Genomic DNA, 15,865 nt, shown 5'->3' with positions numbered 1-15,865 from the left:
GCCGGCCTGGCTGCCAGCGCTGAAAGCAGGACAAAGACGATGTCGCTCGACCTTCCATCTCCGATCGCCGCCTATGTGGCCGCGAACGCCCAGCTCGATGTGGACGCCATGCTGAAGCCCTTCGCGGCCGACGCCGTCGTCACGGATAATGGCGCGGTGCTTCGCGGGCACGCCGAACTGAGGTCCCTGTTCGAACACGAAGTGGTCCCCGTAAAGGCGATCTTCATGCCCGACACCGCCCGGTACGAGGGCGGGCAGGTCGTGGTCGAAGGCCCCGCCCACGGTGACTTCCCAGGCAGCCCGATCCGCTTCACCTACCGCTTCACGCTGGAGAACGGCGGCATCAAGGCCCTGGAGATCACCGTATGACCTTCAAGGCAGATCCGACCGAGTTCGCCGGCAAGCGCGTGCTCATCAGCGGCGGCTCAAAGGGCCTGGGTCGCGCGACTGTCGACCGCTTCCTGGCCGGCGGCGCCCGGGTGATCACCGCCGCCCGCGGAAGCCTGGAGCCCATCGACGGCGTCGAGTTCGTCCAGGCGGACCTGACGACGGCCGGGGGCGGGGAAACCTTCGCCAGGGCGGCGCTCGAGCGCCTGGGCGGGATCGACATCCTCGCCCACGTGGTCGGCGGCTCGTCGGCGCCGGGCGGCGGCTTTGTCGCCCTGACGGACGACTACTGGCTCTCCGAACTCAACCTGAACCTTCTGGCCACGGTCCGCCTCGATCGCCTGCTGATCCCGCAGATGATCGAGCGCGGCGCCGGGGCGGTCGTGCACGTTACGTCCATCCAGTCTGTGCTGCCGCTTCCCGAGGCGACCACGGCCTACGCCGCCGCCAAGGCCGCGCTCAGGACCTACAGCAAGTCGATCTCCAAGGAGCTGGGCCCCAAGGGCGTGCGGGTGAACGCCGTGTCGCCTGGTTGGATCATGACGGAGTCGACCGGCGTGTTTCTCAAGCGTCTGCAGGACGCCAATGGCGGAACGATCGAGGACGCGCGCCAACTGGTCCTGCAGGGCCTTGGCGGCATTTCGATCGGTCGCGGGGCCGAACCGATCGAGGTCGCCGACCTCATCGCCTACTTGGCCTCGGATCGCGCCGCCGCGATCCACGGCGCCGAGTTCGTCGTCGATGGCGGCACAGTGCCGACCGTCTGATTGCGTGTCCATGCCTGGCCGCGCAGGCCAGGCATGGACAGATGTCCGACAACGCCCAGCGCCCTCGAACTCTGCCTCACGGTCGTTCATCAGCCTTGGCGGTGGACGTCCCAGTCCCCCATCCGCCGATGGCGCCGTATATGTCGTTCCTCAGCGCCCGGACCTTGTCATTCAGGTCGTTGAGGGCGTCAGGCGACTGGCCCGAGGCTTCGAGCAAGGCCGCGCCCAGGCAGCCGGCCTCCTGCTGCATCGCCCGTCCGGCGTCCGTCAGGGCGACAATGACCTGGCGGGCGTTGGCGGGGTCGCGGGTCCGGTTCACCAGGCCCGCCGCCTCAAGACGCTGGAGCAAGGGGGTTAGGGTGCTGGATTCGAGCGCCAGACGATCGGCTAGCCGCCCCACCAATTGCCCGTCTTCGGCCCACAACAGATTGAGGACCAAATACTGGGGGTAGGTCAGGCCGAGCGCGTCGAGCAGGGGCTTGTAGGTGCGCTGGATGGCGATGCCTGCCGAGTAGATGGCGTAGCAGAGTTGGTCGTCGAGCGGAGGCGGGGGGCTGTGGTTCATGACGGTCTCCTCCTGTCCATATAGGCCCAATCCGAGAAATTGCTATCGCGATAACTTTCCACTGGACGACCGCGTGCGCGAGCGCTAAAAGATACTTATCGCAATAACTTTTATCGCAATATCCCCACGAACACCACTCTTCACAGGTAGGATTCCATGATCCGCCAAGCGCGCACCCTTCTCATCGCCGCCGCCCTGACGGGCTTGGCCGGCGCCGCTCATGCCCAAGCCGACGCCTCGCACGACGCGCATGCGCCCGCCGTCCACAACGTCGTCCTTGTCCATGGCGCTTTCGCCGACGGCTCGGGCTGGCGGGGGGTCTACGACCGACTGACCGCCCAGGGCTACAAGGTCAGTATCGTCCAGAACCCGCTGACCTCGCTGGCCGACGACGTCGCCGCCACCCGCCGCGTGCTGGCCCGCCAGGACGGTCCGACCATCCTGGTTGGCCACTCGTACGGCGGCACAGTGATTACCGAGGCCGGCAACGATCCCAAGGTCGCGGGTCTGGTCTATGTCGCCGCCCTGGCGCCTGACGCCGGTGAGTCGACCGGGGACCAGTTTGCCGAGGTCCCCGCCCCTCCTGGCTTCGTGATCGAGCAGCAATCGGACGGCTTCGGCTTCGTCAACCTCGCCAAGTTCAAGGCTGGCTTCGCCGCCGACATCAATGACGCCGACGCGGCCTTTATGCGCGACAGCCAGGCGCCGATCGCCATGTCCGCCTTCGGCGACAGGGTCACCAAGGCCGCCTGGCGCGTGAAACCCAGCTGGTTCGTCGTGGCGACCGAGGACGGCGCAATAGATCCCAAGCTCCTGCGCAAGACCTCCACCCGCATTGGCGCGCAAGCCGTGGAGATTACGGGCAGCCACGTCGTCTTCCTCAGCCGGCCGCAAGCGGTGGCCGAAGTGATCGACAAGGCCGCCAAGGCCGCCCTGTCCAAGGCGAAGTAGGACCTAGACCGACTACGGGGCCCGATGGGCCAGCCGCCGGCGCGCCAGACGCGCCGGCGGCTGGGCCGTGAACACGGCTGGAAACGGCGGCGGCTACACGGGCTTTGACTTCGCCGAGCGAACATCTCAAACGGTGACGACCTGGTCGGGCATGAACGGCTTGCAGGGCGGCGACCCGGCCAAGCTCGCGGGCGCTCTGGTGACTCTTTCGGACTCCGGCGATCTGCCGCTTCGCTTCGTGGCGGGGGCGGACGCCATGGCCGCGGTCGAGACCAAGCTGCAGACCCTTCAACAGCAGATAGAGGCCCATCGCGATCTGTCCGCCTCGCTCGCGTTCGACGAATAGCATTCAGCGCGTGTGGTTTGAGGCCGTGACGCGCCAATTGCCGACATTGCGATACGGTCGGCCGATTATTCAAACCGGCCCGTCGGGCTCCACCGCGTCGCTACTTCCTCGCGCAACGACTCGCAGAAGCTGGTGACGAGAGCGGTGGGCTTGGCGCCGGCCCGCATCTTGAAGCCGATGGTCCGATGACCCGCGCCTTCCAGCGGAATGACAGAGAAGCCTTCACCCGCAGCGCCGATCTGGACCTCGGAGATAAGGGTGATCCGATCGGTCGTGCGCACCAAGCTCTCCAGGACACTCAGCGAATTGGCCAGAATGCAGTCCTTGGGCCAGGCCACATTGCGGGTCATGAACATCGCCTCGACGTGGCGGCGATACGTGCTGCCCTGGCGTGGCAGGATCCAGCGCGCCATCGCCAGCTCCGGCAAGGTCAGGCTCTTGCGTCCATGGAAGGTGCTCAGGGGGCCAGCGGCGATAGCGAAGGGATCCTCCAGCAGCACCTCCTCGACAACGTCCGGTGCGCCGCGGAACATCTCGGCAACCGGGCCGACGATGATGTCGATACGGCCAGCGCGCAGCATGGGCACCAAGGCGTCGTCCAGATCGTCGACGATCTCAATATCGACCGCCCCGCACTCGCTCACCAGCCGCCCCAGGGCCTTGGGCACCAGATCGGCCAGTACGCTGGGCGTCGCGCCGATCCGCAGCGGGCCACTGATCCCGTTGGCGTAGTGCCTGACCTCGGTCTCGGCGTCGGACAGCAGCGAGAACACCCCCTCGGCCCGGCGGACCAGGATCTCGCCATAGGCCGTCAGGCTTGAGCCGCGACGGCTGCGTTCGAGCACCTGAACGCCCAGGCGCTGCTCCAGCAGGGCGATGCTATTGGACAGCGCCGGCTGGGACATGCCCTTCTCCGCCGCGGCCCGGGTGAACGAGCCATACTTGGCGATCGCCAAAAGGTTGGCGATCTGTCCGGCGTCAACAGCCATAAATTGAACCTATGATAAGACCCACTTTCATTATTTGACGTTGGTTCTAAATCGCGGTCAATCGAGTCTGAACCTGGACCGTGGCGACCTGCGGCCGGCGACACGAGGGCGCAAAGCCCCGCCAAAGGCTCCGGCCGACCACGGGAGGAACATCGATGCACGGCGCGATCAACGTCACGCGGGAACTGGGCGAGACCCGCCTGGGCCGCTTCCACATCGGGTTCGCGCTGCTGATCGGGGCGATGCTCTTCATCGACGGCTACGACTTGTTCAACGCCGCCTATGTCGCCCCCTACGTGAAGGCCGAATGGAGCCTGCAGGCCCCGCAGATCGGCCTGATGTTGTCGATCGGCCTGGCCGGCTTGGCCTTCGGGGCCATCCTGCAAGGTCCGCTGGCCGACCGCTTCGGCCGTCGCCGGCTGATGCTGTCGGCCGTCTGGGGCCTGGGGCTGGCCAGCCTGGCCCTCTGGCTCTGGGCTCCCACCTTCGTGGAATTCTGCGTGCTGCGAGGCCTGCTCGGCGTCTGCCTGGGCATGATCTCGCCCCTGGCCTTCGTCTACGTCAACGAATGGGCGCCCAGCAATTGCGCCAACCGCTACGCCACCCTGGCCTTCGTGCTGCCGTTCTCGCTGGGCGGCATCGCCGCGGGCCTGGCCGGCATGACCATCGGGCCGGTCTGGGGCTGGCGCGAGCTCTATCTGATCGGCGTGCTGGCGGTTCCCCTGGCGATCGCCGGACACTTCCTGCTGCCAGAATCGGTGCGTCACCTGGTGCGCAAGGGCCGCCACGCCGAGGTCGCCCGCCTGCTCGCCCAGGCCCGCCCCGAGCGCGCCCATACCTATGCGTCGGCCGAAGGCTTCGTCACCGGCGAGCCGCCCGCCTCATCCGGTTCGTTCCTGGCCCTGCTGGGCGAGCGCTATCGCGGCGTGACCCTAGCGATCTGGGTGGCCGGCGCCCTCAGCCTGTTCTGCATCCACGGCCTGACCGGCTGGCTGCCCAGCATCGTGCTGGCTCAGGGCGCGGGCGTGCGGACGGCCTTCGGCTATGGCTCGCTGCTGATGACCATGCAGATCGTGGGCGGCGCGATCGGCGGCTGGGCGGCCGACCGCTACGGCCGCGTGCCGACCATGGCCGCGGGCTTCGCCGGCGGGGCCGTCGCCCTGCTGCTGCTGGTCCCGGCGATCAGCACGCCGGCGGCGATGGTCGTCGTGGCGCTGACCGGGCTGTTCGTCTTCGGCGCCCAAGCGGTCATGAACAACTTCATCGCCATGAGCTACGAGACCGGCCTGCGCGGCACCGGGGTCGGGGTCGCCGTCGGGGTCAACCGGATCGGCGGCGTGCTCGGCCCCCTGCTGATCGGCCTGGCCCAGCAGACCGGCGACGCTCTGCTCCTGACCCTGGGCATGCTCGCCCTGGCCCAGCTGGCCGCCGCCGCCATCTTCTCCATCCGGCGCAGGGCGCTGGAAGTCGGTCTCGTCACCGTCGCAAAGAGCGCCTGAGGCACATCGTCATGCTTAAGACCCTTCTGCTCGCCCCCAGCCTGCTGGTGATGCTCACCGCCGCCGCGCCGCGTCCCGCCGAACAGGTCGAACTGGGCCGTCGCACCGCGCCGCTGATCGAGCAGGACGGCCTGGCCTTCAAGGATCTCGACCGCAACCATCGGCTCGACTCCTACGAGGACTGGCGCCTGCCCGCGGCGGTCCGCGCCCGGGATCTGGTGGCGCGGATGACGCTGGAAGAGAAGGCCGGCGTTTTGATGCATGGCACCCCGCCGGGTCAGGGCGGCGAATTGCGCGCGCCCTGGGACCTGGCCGCGTTCAAGCCCTGGATCCAGCAGCGCCACGTCCGCTTCTTCATCCACCGGGTCAGCGGCAAGCCCCGCGACCTGGCCGAAATGGCCAACGCCGCCCAGGCTATGGCCGAGGACAGCCGCCTGGGCGTGCCGATCGTGTTCAGCAGCGACCCACGCAACCATTTCCAGGCGGCCCTGGGCGTCAGCGTCAGCGCCGGGCAGTTCTCGCAATGGCCCGAGACCACCGGCATGGCCGCGATCCGCGACCCGGCCCTGGTGCGTGATTTCGGCCGGATCGCCGCTCGCGAATACCGCGCGGTCGGGATCACCATGGCGTTGTCGCCGATGGCCGACCTGGCGACCGAACCGCGCTGGCCGCGCATCAACGGCACCTTCGGCGACGACCCGGAACTGACCGGGAAGCTGGTCGAGGCCTATGTCGAAGGCTTCCAGGGAGGGCGCGAAGGCCCCGGCCCGAACGGCGTCGCCACCGTGGTCAAGCACTGGGTCGGCTACGGCGCCCAGCCCGCGGGCTACGACGCCCACAATCCTTACGGCAAGGACATCGCCTTTCCCGGCGGGCGCTTCCAGCAACATGTCCAGCCCTTCCTGGGCGCCTTCGACGCCAAGGTCTCCGGCGTCATGCCCACCTACGGACGGCCGCCCGAGGGTCTGCTGATCAACGGCCGGCAGGCCGAGCGCGTCGGCGCCGGCTTCAGCCGCCAGATGGTTACCGACCTGTTGCGCGGAACATACGCCTACAAGGGTTTCGTTCTCACCGACTGGAAGATCACCGACGACTGCGACGCACCGTGCGTCAACGGCACCCTGCATCACGACGAGGTCGGCATGCCCTGGGGCGTGGAGACGCTGAGCAAGTCCGAGCGCTTCGCCAAGGGTATCGACGCCGGCGTCGACCAGTTCGGCGGCGTCATGGACGCCGACATCCTGACGGACCTCGTCCGCTCGGGGCGGGTTTCGCAGACGCGGCTCGACGAGTCGGCTCGGCGGATGCTGGAACTGACCTTCGAGCTTGGCCTGTTCGAAAACCCTTATGTGGATCCCGCCGGGGCCGAGGCCGTGGTCGGCGACGCGGCGGCCAGGGCCGCCGCGCTCGACGCCCAGCGCCGATCGCTGGTGCTGCTGGAAAACAGCGGCGGCCTCCTGCCGCTATCCGCGGACAAGCGGCCCAAGGTCTGGCTGTGGAAGGTGTCCAAGGCCGCTGCCGAGGCCCGCGGCTTCCAGGTGGTCGACCGCCCCGAAGACGCCGACGTCACGCTGCTGCGCATCGTCGCCCCGTTCAAGACCCGTCCGCAGTACTTCTTCGGCTCGCGCCACCACGAAGGCGGCCTGGCCTTCGCCGAGGACAACGCCGACCGCCAGGCTGTCGAACGCGCGAGCGCGGCGACGCGCACGATCGTCAGCGCCTATCTCGACCGGCCCGCCATACTGACGCCGATCCGCGCCAGGGCCAACGTCCTGATCGCCGACTTCGGAGCCTCCGACGAGGCCCTGCTCGACATGCTGACCGGCGACGCCCCGTTCCAGGGCCGGCTGCCGTTCGAGCTGCCGTCGTCCGAAGCCGCCGTTGAGGCGCAGCTTCCCGACGTGCCGGCCGATTCGGCCGATCCCCTCTACCGCACCGGCTTCGGACGGAACCGCTAGACCCCGAGCGCAGCCGTTCACGCGGCGCGTCGCCCTGGCTTCGACAAGGTCGGACTCCGCCGCGATCAGTCATAAGTAAAATAGCGTACGTACCGACAATCCATCATTGGACCAAGGGGCACGGAGCGCGCCATGTCTCGCTCATCGGCCAGCCCGCAGGGGCGGCCCGCCGGAAGGCCATCAATAATAAGTTGGGGAGGACTATTCCTTGATCACCGTCAAATTCACCCGGCGTTCGCGCTACATGGTCTCTACCGCCGCCGTGGCGCTGGGCGCCCTGATCTCCGGCCAGGCCATGGCCCAGGACGCCGCCGCGACCATCGACGACACGGCGGTGACCGAGATCGTCGTCACAGCCCAGAAACGTAGCGAGCGCCTTCAGGACGTCCCCCTGGCCGTGACCGCCCTGGGCGCCGACGCCCTGCAGCGCAACCAGGTCAACAGCACCGCCGGCGTCGCCTCGCTGGTGCCGTCGCTGACCTTCACCCAGTCGACCAGCGACCTGAACAACAACGTCCGTATCCGCGGCGTGGGCACGGCCCTGTTCAACGCCGGCCTGGAATCGGCGGTCTCGTTCGTCGTCGACGGCGTAGTGATGTCGCGCCAGGGCCAGGGCTTCCAGGACCTGATCGACGTCGAGCGCGTCGAGGTTCTGCGCGGTCCGCAAGGCACGCTGTTCGGCAAGAACGCCACCGCCGGCGTCATCAACATCGTCACCAAGCGCCCGTCCAAGAGCTTCGAGGCCGTGGCCGAAGCCACCGCCGCCGAACAGGGCGAGTACCGCCTGCGCGGCTCGGTGTCGGGCCCGCTCAGCGACACGGTCGGCGCGCGGCTAACCGCGTTCTATAACGACAACCGCGGCTACATCTACGACTACGGCAAGAAGGACTGGGTCTACGGCGGCGAAGACCTCGGCGTGCGCGGCAAGCTGGAATGGCTGGCTTCGGAGAAGCTGAACATCCTGGCCACCGCCGACTATCGCGACAGCAAGTCCGACTGCTGCCAGCCGATCCCCTACCAGACCTCCAACAGCGTCCTGAACGGCCTGCGCTCGCCGATCGTCGCCTCGGTCTCCAACCGCAGCGTGATGAGCGACAGCAACACCTTCGCCGACTCCCAGCAGAAGGGCCTGTCAGTCGAGGCCAACTACGAGCTGGGCGACCATACGCTGACATCGGTCACCGCCTATCGCACCTGGAAGATGAAGAACAACGTCGACGTCGACGGCTTCGTGGCGTCCACGCCGGTCTACGTGCCCTTCGGCAACGGCTATTTCGGCGTCAACGGCGGGACGATCGACATCTCGCAGTTCACTCAGGAACTGCGCCTGACCTCACCGTCGAACCAGCCGCTGACCTACACAGTGGGCCTGTTCTACTTCAACCTGGACCTCGACCGCGCCTTCACCCGCCGCGTCGGCGGCTGCGTCACCACCCCGGCGGCCTACGGCCAGGCCTGCCCCACCTACTATTTCTCGTCGGCCTCGCACCAGGCCAACACCCAGACCGACAACATCGCCGCCTTCGGCCAGGCCGACTACAAGCTGACCAACGCCCTGTCGGTGTTCGGCGGCTTCCGCCTGCAGAAGGAGACGGTGTCGTACTGGGGCGAGCGCACCGCCAATCCGGCCTTCGCCGGCGACCGCCTGCTGTTCGCGGCCAACACCGGCAAGGGCGAGGTGTCCGACACCGACCTGTCGGGCAAGGCCGGCGTGAAGTACGCCTTCAGCAGCCGCGCCCAGACCTACGCGACCTGGTCGCGGGGCTATAAAGGCCAGGGCTACGACGTCGAGATCACCGCCGACTTCGCGGGCCAGACCGCCGTCAAGCCCGAGACCGTCAACGCCTACGAGCTGGGCTACAAGCAACAGGCCTTCCAGGGTCGCCTGACCCTGAACACGGCGCTGTTCTACGCCAAATACGACAACCTTCAGGTCCAGTCGACGATCGCCCCGAACGTGTCGGTGCCGACCAACGCCGGGACCTCGGTGTCCAAGGGCCTGGAAGTCGAGTTCTCGATCCGTCCTGACGACCACTGGTCGATCAACGGCGGCGTGACGCGCCTGGAAGCCCGCTTCGACGCCGACCGCATCGCCTGCGCCCTGCCCGCCCAGGCCACGCCCATGACCCTGGCTTCCGGCGCGGCCGAACCGGTCAACACTTGCTTCCGCCTCGGCAGCGGCACGGTCCAGAACGTGCGCGACGGCATCCTGCCCAACGCCCCCGACTGGCGCGGCAACCTCAACGTCCGCTACGAGACCGACCTGCCGGGCGGTGCCTGGGTCGGCTTCGGCCAGTTGGGCATGAACAGCCAGAGCGAGGTGCTGTTCTCGCTGGAGCAGGACAAGGCCCTGCGCCAGGGCGGCTACACCACCTTCGACGCCAGCGTCGGGGCCCGCTCGGCCGACGACCGCTATCAGCTCACGATCTTCGTCCGCAACCTGACCGACAAGCACTACGCCGTCGGCATGCAGCGCGACAACATCGTCACCAACGCGGCCAATCCCGGCAACATCCTGTTCTTCACCTCCAAGGACGCCGCCCGCTACGCCGGCGCCACCCTGCGCGTGAACTTCTGATCCCCTCCTGGGCGCGCCGGCCCCTTCCGCCGGCGCGCCAGCCTTTTTTCAGCTTTCATCGCCGGAACCGTGAATGTCGCGTCCCGCCTCTTCTTCCGTCCCGCCGTCCGGGGACGCCGCGCCTTTCTATGAGGTCGCTATAATCGGTTGCGGTCCCGTTGGGGCCATGGCGGCCAATCTGCTGGGGGCTGCGGGGCTGCAGGTGGTGGTCCTGGAGCAGGAGCGCGATCCGCATCCGCTGCCGCGGGCGGTGCACCTGGACCACGAGATGATGCGTATCTTCCAGGGTGCGGGACTGGTGGACCGGCTGCGCCCCCTGATGCGCGAGACCCAGGGCCATCTGCACATCGGGGCCGACGGTGGGGTGATCCGCTACATGGGCACGGCCGGCCAGGCCAGGCGCTTCGGCTGGGCCAACGACTACTTCTTTTACCAGCCCGAGCTGGAGGCCCAGCTGCGCGGGGCCCTGGACCGCTTCGCCGGGGTGGACCTGCGCCTGGGCGCGCGGCTGGAGAGTCTGACCCAGGACGAGGACAGCGTGGCCCTGGCCCTGGCCGACGGCCAGACCCTGCGCGCCCGCTGGGTCATCGCCTGCGACGGCGCCCGCAGCGCCGTGCGCAAGAGCCTGGGCGTGCGGCTGGACGACCTGCGCTTCGAGGAGCCCTGGCTGGTGGTCGACGCCGAGGTCGACGGCCCCATAAGCTTCCCGCCGATCCCGGGCCTGCCCGCCGGCGCGGACCTGCAGCAGCTGTCGGTGATGCTGTGCGACCCGCGCCGCCCCACCACCATCGTCCCCGGCCGCGGCGATCACCGCCGCTGGGAGTTCATGCTGCTGCCCGGCGAGGACGACCAGGCGATGATGCGACCCGAGGCCGTCGAGGCCCTGATCGCCCCCTGGGTGGCCGGCTCGACCTATCGCCTGGTGCGCGCGGCCACCTACCGCTTCCACGGTCTGGTCGCCGAGCGCTGGCGCGTGGGCCGGGTGTTCCTGGCCGGCGACGCGGCCCACCAGACCCCGCCGTTCTTCGGCCAGGGCATGTGCCATGGCCTGCGCGACGTGGCCAATCTGGCCTGGAAGCTGCCGCTGGTCGTAGGCGGCCTGGCCGACCAGACCCTGCTCGACACCTACCAGCCCGAGCGCGACCCCCATGTGCGCGGCGTTATCGGCGCGGCCGTCGCCGCCGGCCGCTACATCTGCGAGCTCGACCCCGCCAAGGCCGCCGAGCGCGACGCCAGGATGCGCCAGGCCATGGCCGCCAGCGTCCCCGGCGCCACCGCCGCTGACCTGATCCCCGCGTATCAGGCTGGCGTCGTGCGCCCCGGCTGCGGCGAGCGCTTCATTCATCCGCGCGTCGGCGCCCAGCGCCTGCTGCTCGACGAGGTCCTGGGCCGAGGCTTCTGCGTCATCGCCCGCGAGCCCCTCGCCGCCACCCCGGCCCTGACCGCCTTCGCCGAGTGGGCCGACTGGGCCGCCCTGGGCGGACGGGTCCATGTGCTGGGCCGCGACCTCGACGACGCCGACGGCGCCCTGGCCGCCTGGCTCGACGCCAGGGACGCCGCCGCCGTGCTGCTGCGCCCCGACCGCTACGTCTACGGCCTGGCCAAGGCCCCCGCCGACCTGCCCGCCCTGATCGACCAGCTTCGCGCCGATCTGTCCCTGACGCTCGCCGCCCGCGTGGAGACCCCATGTCCCGCCTGACCCTGGAGGCCGCCTCCCTCATCGTCGACGCCGCTCTCGCCCAAGCCCGTCGCGACGGCTACCAGCCGCTGGCTGTGGCCGTGCTCGACGCCGGCGCGCACCTGGTGGCGCTCAAGCGCGAGGACGACGCCAGCCTGATGCGGCCGCAGATCGCCGTGGCCAAGGCCACTGGCGCGCTCGGCATGGGCTATGGCAGCCGCGAGCTGGCCAAGCGCGCCAACGCCGCGCCGGTGTTCTACTCCGCCCTGTTCGCGATCAGCGGCGGGGCCATGGCCCCCTCGCCCGGAGGCGTGCTGATCCGCGACCCGCAAGGGCTGATCATCGGCGCCGTCGGCATCAGCGGCGACACCGGCGACGCCGACGAGGCCTGCGCCATCGCCGGGGTCATCGCCGCCGACCTCACCCCCGATCCGGGCGGCGCGCCCGCGCCCCAAGCTTAAGGAGCCGCCATGCGCCTTCGCAGCATCGAACTGAACCTGCCCGACACCGCCGCGGCCGCCGCGTTCCTGACCGACATCTGGGGCCTGGCCGACGCCGGCGCGGCGGGCGATACCCGCTATCTCCGCGGTTCGGGGACCTTCCCCTATCTCGTGGCCATGACCGAGACGCCGGGATCGTCGGTGCGCTGCACCACCTTCGTCGGCGAAGAGGCCGAGGTCGCCGAAATCGCCGACAAGGCCCGCGCGGCCGGCGCCCCTGTCGTCGAGACCACCTCTGACGATCTCGGCGGCGGCGCAGGGATCCTGGTCCAGCTGCCCGAGGGCGAGGTGTTCCGCTTCCTGCACGGCGCTGCCCTGGCCGAGCCGATCGAGGGCCGCGACCTGCCGGTCAAGCTGACCCACGTGGTCATGAACGCCGCAAACGCCGAGGCCACGGCCGATTTCGCCGAGGCGGCCCTGGGCTTCAAGGTCTCCGACCGCACCAAGGGCATGGTGTTCGTGCGCTGCAACGCCTCGCACCACTCCACCGCCTTCGCGCGCGCCGGTTTCACGTCGCTGAACCACATCGCCTTCGAGATGGCCGACCTGGATGCGGTGATGCGCGGCGTCGGCCGCCTACGTGACACCGGCGCGGTCCCCGCCTGGGGCCCCGGCCGCCACGGCCCAGGCGACAACGTGTTCGCCTATTTCATCGCCCCGTTCGGCGCGGTCGTTGAGTTCTCCACCGCCGTCGAGATCATCCCCGACGACTACAAGGTTGGCGCGCCCGAGGACTGGACCTGGCCGGAAGGCCGCATCGACCAGTGGGGCCTGTCGGGCAAGGACTTCGCCGCCCTCAACACCGCCGAGCGCACCTTCGGGCACGCGCCCCTGCCGACCGCGGCCGCCTAGACGCAACGCACTCCAAGAGTCGAGACCAACTCCATGAAACTGATCAGCTTCCTGCGGAACGGCGTTCCCTCCTACGGCGCCATCCAGGGCGACCGCGTCGCCGATTTCGGGGCGATCGCCGGCCCGGACGAGCACGACCTCGTCGCCGCCCTGCGCCTTGACGCCATCCAGGCCCTGGCCGCTGAGGCGCCGTTCGACGTGCCGGTCTCCGAGATCGAGCTGCTGCCGGTGGTCACGACCCCAGGCAAGATCTTCTGCGTCGGCCACAACTACGAGACCCACCGCCAGGAAACCGGCCGGGCCAAGGTCGGCCATCCGTCGATCTTCACCCGCTTCGCCGACACCCTGACCCCGCACGGCGGCCCGATCGTGCGCCCGCAAAGCTCGACCATGCTCGACTACGAGGGCGAACTGGCCGTCGTCATCGGCAAGGGCGGCCGCCACATCAGCGAGGCCGACGCCATGAGCCATGTGGCCGGCTTCGCCTGCGCCAACGACGCCTCGGTGCGCGACTGGCAGTGGCACACCCAGCAGTTCACGCCCGGAAAGAACTTCCCCGGCACCGGCGGCCTTGGCCCCTGGCTGGTCACGCCCGACGAGATTGACGACCTGAACGCCGTCACCGTCACCACTCGCCTCAATGGCCAACAGGTGCAGCACGCAAGCCTGGCCGACCTGATCTTCCCCCTGCCGACGATCATCGCCTATCTGTCGGAATTCACCCCGCTGTCGCCGGGCGACCTGATCCTGACCGGCACGCCGGGCGGCGTCGGCGCCAAGCGCGAACCGCCGCTCTGGATGAAGGCCGGCGACGTGGTCGAGGTCGAGATCACCGGCATAGGCCTGCTCACAAACTCGGTCATCGACGAGGAGTAGTCGTTTAGCCGCCGCCTCCGATCAGGCGGCAGCGCGCCAACAGCGGAAATTGGCTTGCTTCAAGGAACTGGACGTCGCACCGCTCAAAGCACAGACGAGGCCGGCCGCTGCCTGCTGATAGGTGATCCGGTCACGGGCAGTCTGAGAAATACGCCGCCGAAAGGTGTTGGTGCTGGAAGGGCGCCGGCTCGGATGTTCACTTGTAGCGACGGCAGGATCAAGGTGGGCGCTGGAAGCGTCGCGTCCCGAGCCTCGCGCAGGACCACGAACGCATCCTCGGCCTGGCCGTCCCGGAGGTGGATGTTGCGAGCCCGCTGCTCGGCCACCGTGGTCTCCCAACGATAGTCCGACCGGCCCTCGGGGAGGTAGTCGTGGCCGACGAACACCCGGGTTTCCGGGGGCAAGTCCAGGACCTTGCGGATCGAGCGGAACAGCGTGCGCGCGTCGCCACCGGGGAAGTCGGCGCGAGCGGTGCCGTAGTCGGGCATGAAGATCGTGTCGCCTACAAAGGCCGCGTCGCCGATCCGATAGGTCAGGCAGGCCGGCGTGTGTCCGGGGGTGTGCAGCGCGCCGATCGTCAGCTGGCCCAGCGGCAGCGCGTCGCCCTCTTTCATCAGCACGTCGAAGGCCGAACCGTCGGCGGCGGACTCGGACTCAAACACCGGGATGAAGGCCTTCTGCACCTCGACGATCCTGGCCCCGATGACGATCTTCGCGCCGGTCTCGCCGCGGATGTAGTCGGCGGCCGACAGATGGTCGGCGTGGGCGTGGGTCTCGAGCACATAAGTCAGGATCAGGCCGCGCGCCGCGACGGCGGCCAGCATGGCGTCGGCCGAGCGCGTAGAAAGCTTGCCGGCCTTGGGCTCGAAGTCGAGGACGGGGTCGATGATCGCCGCTGTGCCAGTGACCGGGTCGACGACCAGATAGCTGACGGTGAAGGTGGCGGTATCGAAAAACGCTTGAACGTCGGGCCGCATGGCCGGAGCCCCCCCCCCTTTAGCAAGATCTATATATTAGGCATTGCTAAATTAGATCAAGCTAATATATGACGTTCATGTTCGATCTCTCGCGTTTTGATGTCAGCCAGTTCGAGGCCAGCGCCGCGCAGGCCGCCAAGCTCCTGCGCGCCTTGGCTAACGAGCGACGGTTGATGATCCTGTGCCAACTCGCCGATGGCGAACGGTCAGTGGGGCAGATCCAGCCCCTGGTCGGCCTGTCGCAATCGGCTCTTTCGCAGCACTTGGCCGTGCTGCGCGTGGAGGGTGTCGTGGCCTCGCGCCGCCAAGCCCAGGTGGTCTGGTACCGGATCGCCGATCCCGCCGCCCTCAAGGTGGTCGGCACGCTCGCGGAGATCTTCTGCCCTCCAGCGGAGAACGCCGCCCATGACCAAGACCTTGAATCTCCTGAAGCCTGACGAAGCTGCCCGGCGCCTGGCGGAAGGCCGCGCCATCCTGATCGACATCCGTGAGCCCGATGAGTTCGCCAGGCGTCACGCGAAAGGCGCGCTGTCGCGTCCGCTGTCGAGCCTGGACGCCAAGAGGCTGAGCTTGCCGGACGCGCGCGAGGTGATCTTCACCTGCCGCTCGGGCATGCGCACCGGCGCCAACGGCGAGCGACTCATGGCCGCTTGCGGGCGTTCCGCGCACGTGCTGGAAGGCGGCCTCGACGCCTGGAACGGCGCTGGCCTGCCGATCGAGGTCGACCGCAAGGCCCCGCTGGAGATGATGCGCCAGGTCCAGATCGTCGCCGGATCGCTGGTGCTGATCGGCGTCATTCTGGGCCTGACGGTCTCGCCCTGGTTCCTGGGCGTGGCGGGCTTCGTTGGCGCGGGCCTGACCTCCGCGGGGATCACCGGCTTCTGCGGCATGGCGCGGCTCCTGGCGCTTGCGCGCTGGAACCGTCCGGTCTCGGTGTGAAAT

Annotated in this window: 16 protein-coding genes; 13 read left to right on the top strand and 3 right to left on the bottom strand. The window is 68.6% G+C overall.

What is annotated here, in order from left to right; translation table 11 throughout:
• The first annotated feature begins 39 nt into the window (after window positions 1–39).
• Both V6S85_RS11905 and V6S85_RS11900 read left to right on the top strand, forming a co-directional pair.
• Entirely contained in the window at window positions 40–369 is a 330-nt protein-coding gene (locus V6S85_RS11905; protein ID WP_116569758.1) for a nuclear transport factor 2 family protein, read from the top strand.
• Window positions 366–1,154, top strand: a complete 789-nt coding sequence (locus V6S85_RS11900; RefSeq protein WP_116569757.1) for an SDR family oxidoreductase — start codon at window positions 366–368, stop codon at window positions 1,152–1,154. The genes V6S85_RS11905 and V6S85_RS11900 overlap by 4 nt, the downstream gene beginning before the upstream one ends.
• 76 nt (window positions 1,155–1,230) lie before the next feature.
• Here the strand turns inward: V6S85_RS11900 and V6S85_RS11895 are convergent, their stop codons facing one another.
• The gene (locus V6S85_RS11895; protein ID WP_116490037.1) at window positions 1,231–1,719 is read right to left on the bottom strand and encodes a MarR family winged helix-turn-helix transcriptional regulator; all 489 of its coding nucleotides are present in this window, start codon (window positions 1,717–1,719) and stop codon (window positions 1,231–1,233) included.
• Between the two features lie 156 nt (window positions 1,720–1,875).
• On the opposite strand from V6S85_RS11895, the gene V6S85_RS11890 reads away from it, so the two are divergent.
• Window positions 1,876–2,670 (top strand): alpha/beta fold hydrolase, encoded by a 795-nt coding sequence (locus V6S85_RS11890; protein WP_116490036.1) that lies wholly within the window; start codon window positions 1,876–1,878, stop codon window positions 2,668–2,670.
• A gap of 67 nt (window positions 2,671–2,737) precedes the next feature.
• The gene (locus tag V6S85_RS11885) at window positions 2,738–3,016 is read left to right on the top strand and encodes a hypothetical protein (RefSeq protein ID WP_133244937.1); all 279 of its coding nucleotides are present in this window, start codon (window positions 2,738–2,740) and stop codon (window positions 3,014–3,016) included.
• 65 nt (window positions 3,017–3,081) lie between these two features.
• Here the strand turns inward: V6S85_RS11885 and V6S85_RS11880 are convergent, their stop codons facing one another.
• Window positions 3,082–4,005, bottom strand: coding sequence for a LysR family transcriptional regulator (locus tag V6S85_RS11880; protein WP_116490034.1), 924 nt, complete (start codon window positions 4,003–4,005; stop codon window positions 3,082–3,084).
• A gap of 155 nt (window positions 4,006–4,160) precedes the next feature.
• Between V6S85_RS11880 and V6S85_RS11875 the strand changes: the two genes are divergently transcribed.
• From V6S85_RS11875 to V6S85_RS11845, 7 genes are all read left to right on the top strand, one after another.
• Complete coding sequence (locus tag V6S85_RS11875) at window positions 4,161–5,504, top strand: MFS transporter (RefSeq protein ID WP_116490033.1); 1,344 nt, start codon at window positions 4,161–4,163, stop codon at window positions 5,502–5,504.
• An 11-nt stretch (window positions 5,505–5,515) separates the two neighbouring features.
• Window positions 5,516–7,462: a glycoside hydrolase family 3 protein gene (locus V6S85_RS11870; RefSeq protein WP_334349019.1), complete on the top strand. Its 1,947-nt coding sequence runs from the start codon at window positions 5,516–5,518 to the stop codon at window positions 7,460–7,462.
• A 208-nt stretch (window positions 7,463–7,670) separates the two neighbouring features.
• Window positions 7,671–10,040: a TonB-dependent receptor gene (locus tag V6S85_RS11865; protein WP_116490031.1), complete on the top strand. Its 2,370-nt coding sequence runs from the start codon at window positions 7,671–7,673 to the stop codon at window positions 10,038–10,040.
• 73 nt (window positions 10,041–10,113) lie between these two features.
• Window positions 10,114–11,739, top strand: coding sequence for a bifunctional 3-(3-hydroxy-phenyl)propionate/3-hydroxycinnamic acid hydroxylase MhpA (gene mhpA, locus V6S85_RS11860; RefSeq protein ID WP_116490030.1), 1,626 nt, complete (start codon window positions 10,114–10,116; stop codon window positions 11,737–11,739).
• Window positions 11,727–12,179, top strand: coding sequence for a GlcG/HbpS family heme-binding protein (locus V6S85_RS11855; protein ID WP_116490029.1), 453 nt, complete (start codon window positions 11,727–11,729; stop codon window positions 12,177–12,179). Before mhpA ends, V6S85_RS11855 begins: the two co-directional genes overlap by 13 nt.
• A gap of 9 nt (window positions 12,180–12,188) precedes the next feature.
• Window positions 12,189–13,070 carry a VOC family protein gene (locus V6S85_RS11850; RefSeq protein ID WP_116490028.1) on the top strand — a complete coding sequence of 294 codons (882 nt, stop codon included), beginning with the start codon at window positions 12,189–12,191 and terminating at the stop codon, window positions 13,068–13,070.
• 33 nt (window positions 13,071–13,103) lie between these two features.
• Window positions 13,104–13,946, top strand: a complete 843-nt coding sequence (locus tag V6S85_RS11845) for a fumarylacetoacetate hydrolase family protein (RefSeq protein WP_334349017.1) — start codon at window positions 13,104–13,106, stop codon at window positions 13,944–13,946.
• Window positions 13,947–14,029: 83 nt separating this feature from the next.
• On the opposite strand, the gene V6S85_RS11840 is transcribed toward V6S85_RS11845, so the two are convergent.
• On the bottom strand, window positions 14,030–14,923 hold the full coding sequence (locus tag V6S85_RS11840; RefSeq protein ID WP_334349016.1) for an MBL fold metallo-hydrolase: 894 nt from the start codon (window positions 14,921–14,923) through the stop codon (window positions 14,030–14,032).
• A gap of 77 nt (window positions 14,924–15,000) precedes the next feature.
• On the opposite strand from V6S85_RS11840, the gene V6S85_RS11835 reads away from it, so the two are divergent.
• Both V6S85_RS11835 and V6S85_RS11830 read left to right on the top strand, forming a co-directional pair.
• Window positions 15,001–15,360: an ArsR/SmtB family transcription factor gene (locus V6S85_RS11835; RefSeq protein ID WP_334349052.1), complete on the top strand. Its 360-nt coding sequence runs from the start codon at window positions 15,001–15,003 to the stop codon at window positions 15,358–15,360.
• Window positions 15,329–15,862, top strand: a complete 534-nt coding sequence (locus V6S85_RS11830) for a rhodanese family protein (RefSeq protein WP_334349015.1) — start codon at window positions 15,329–15,331, stop codon at window positions 15,860–15,862. The genes V6S85_RS11835 and V6S85_RS11830 overlap by 32 nt, the downstream gene beginning before the upstream one ends.
• Window positions 15,863–15,865: the final 3 nt, after the last annotated feature.

Source organism: Caulobacter sp. CCNWLW153 (assembly GCF_036889365.1).
In the GTDB taxonomy this organism is placed as follows: domain Bacteria; phylum Pseudomonadota; class Alphaproteobacteria; order Caulobacterales; family Caulobacteraceae; genus Caulobacter; species Caulobacter radicis.
Note: the sequence above shows the minus strand (reverse complement) of the source record. Positions and strands in the feature narration are given on the sequence as shown.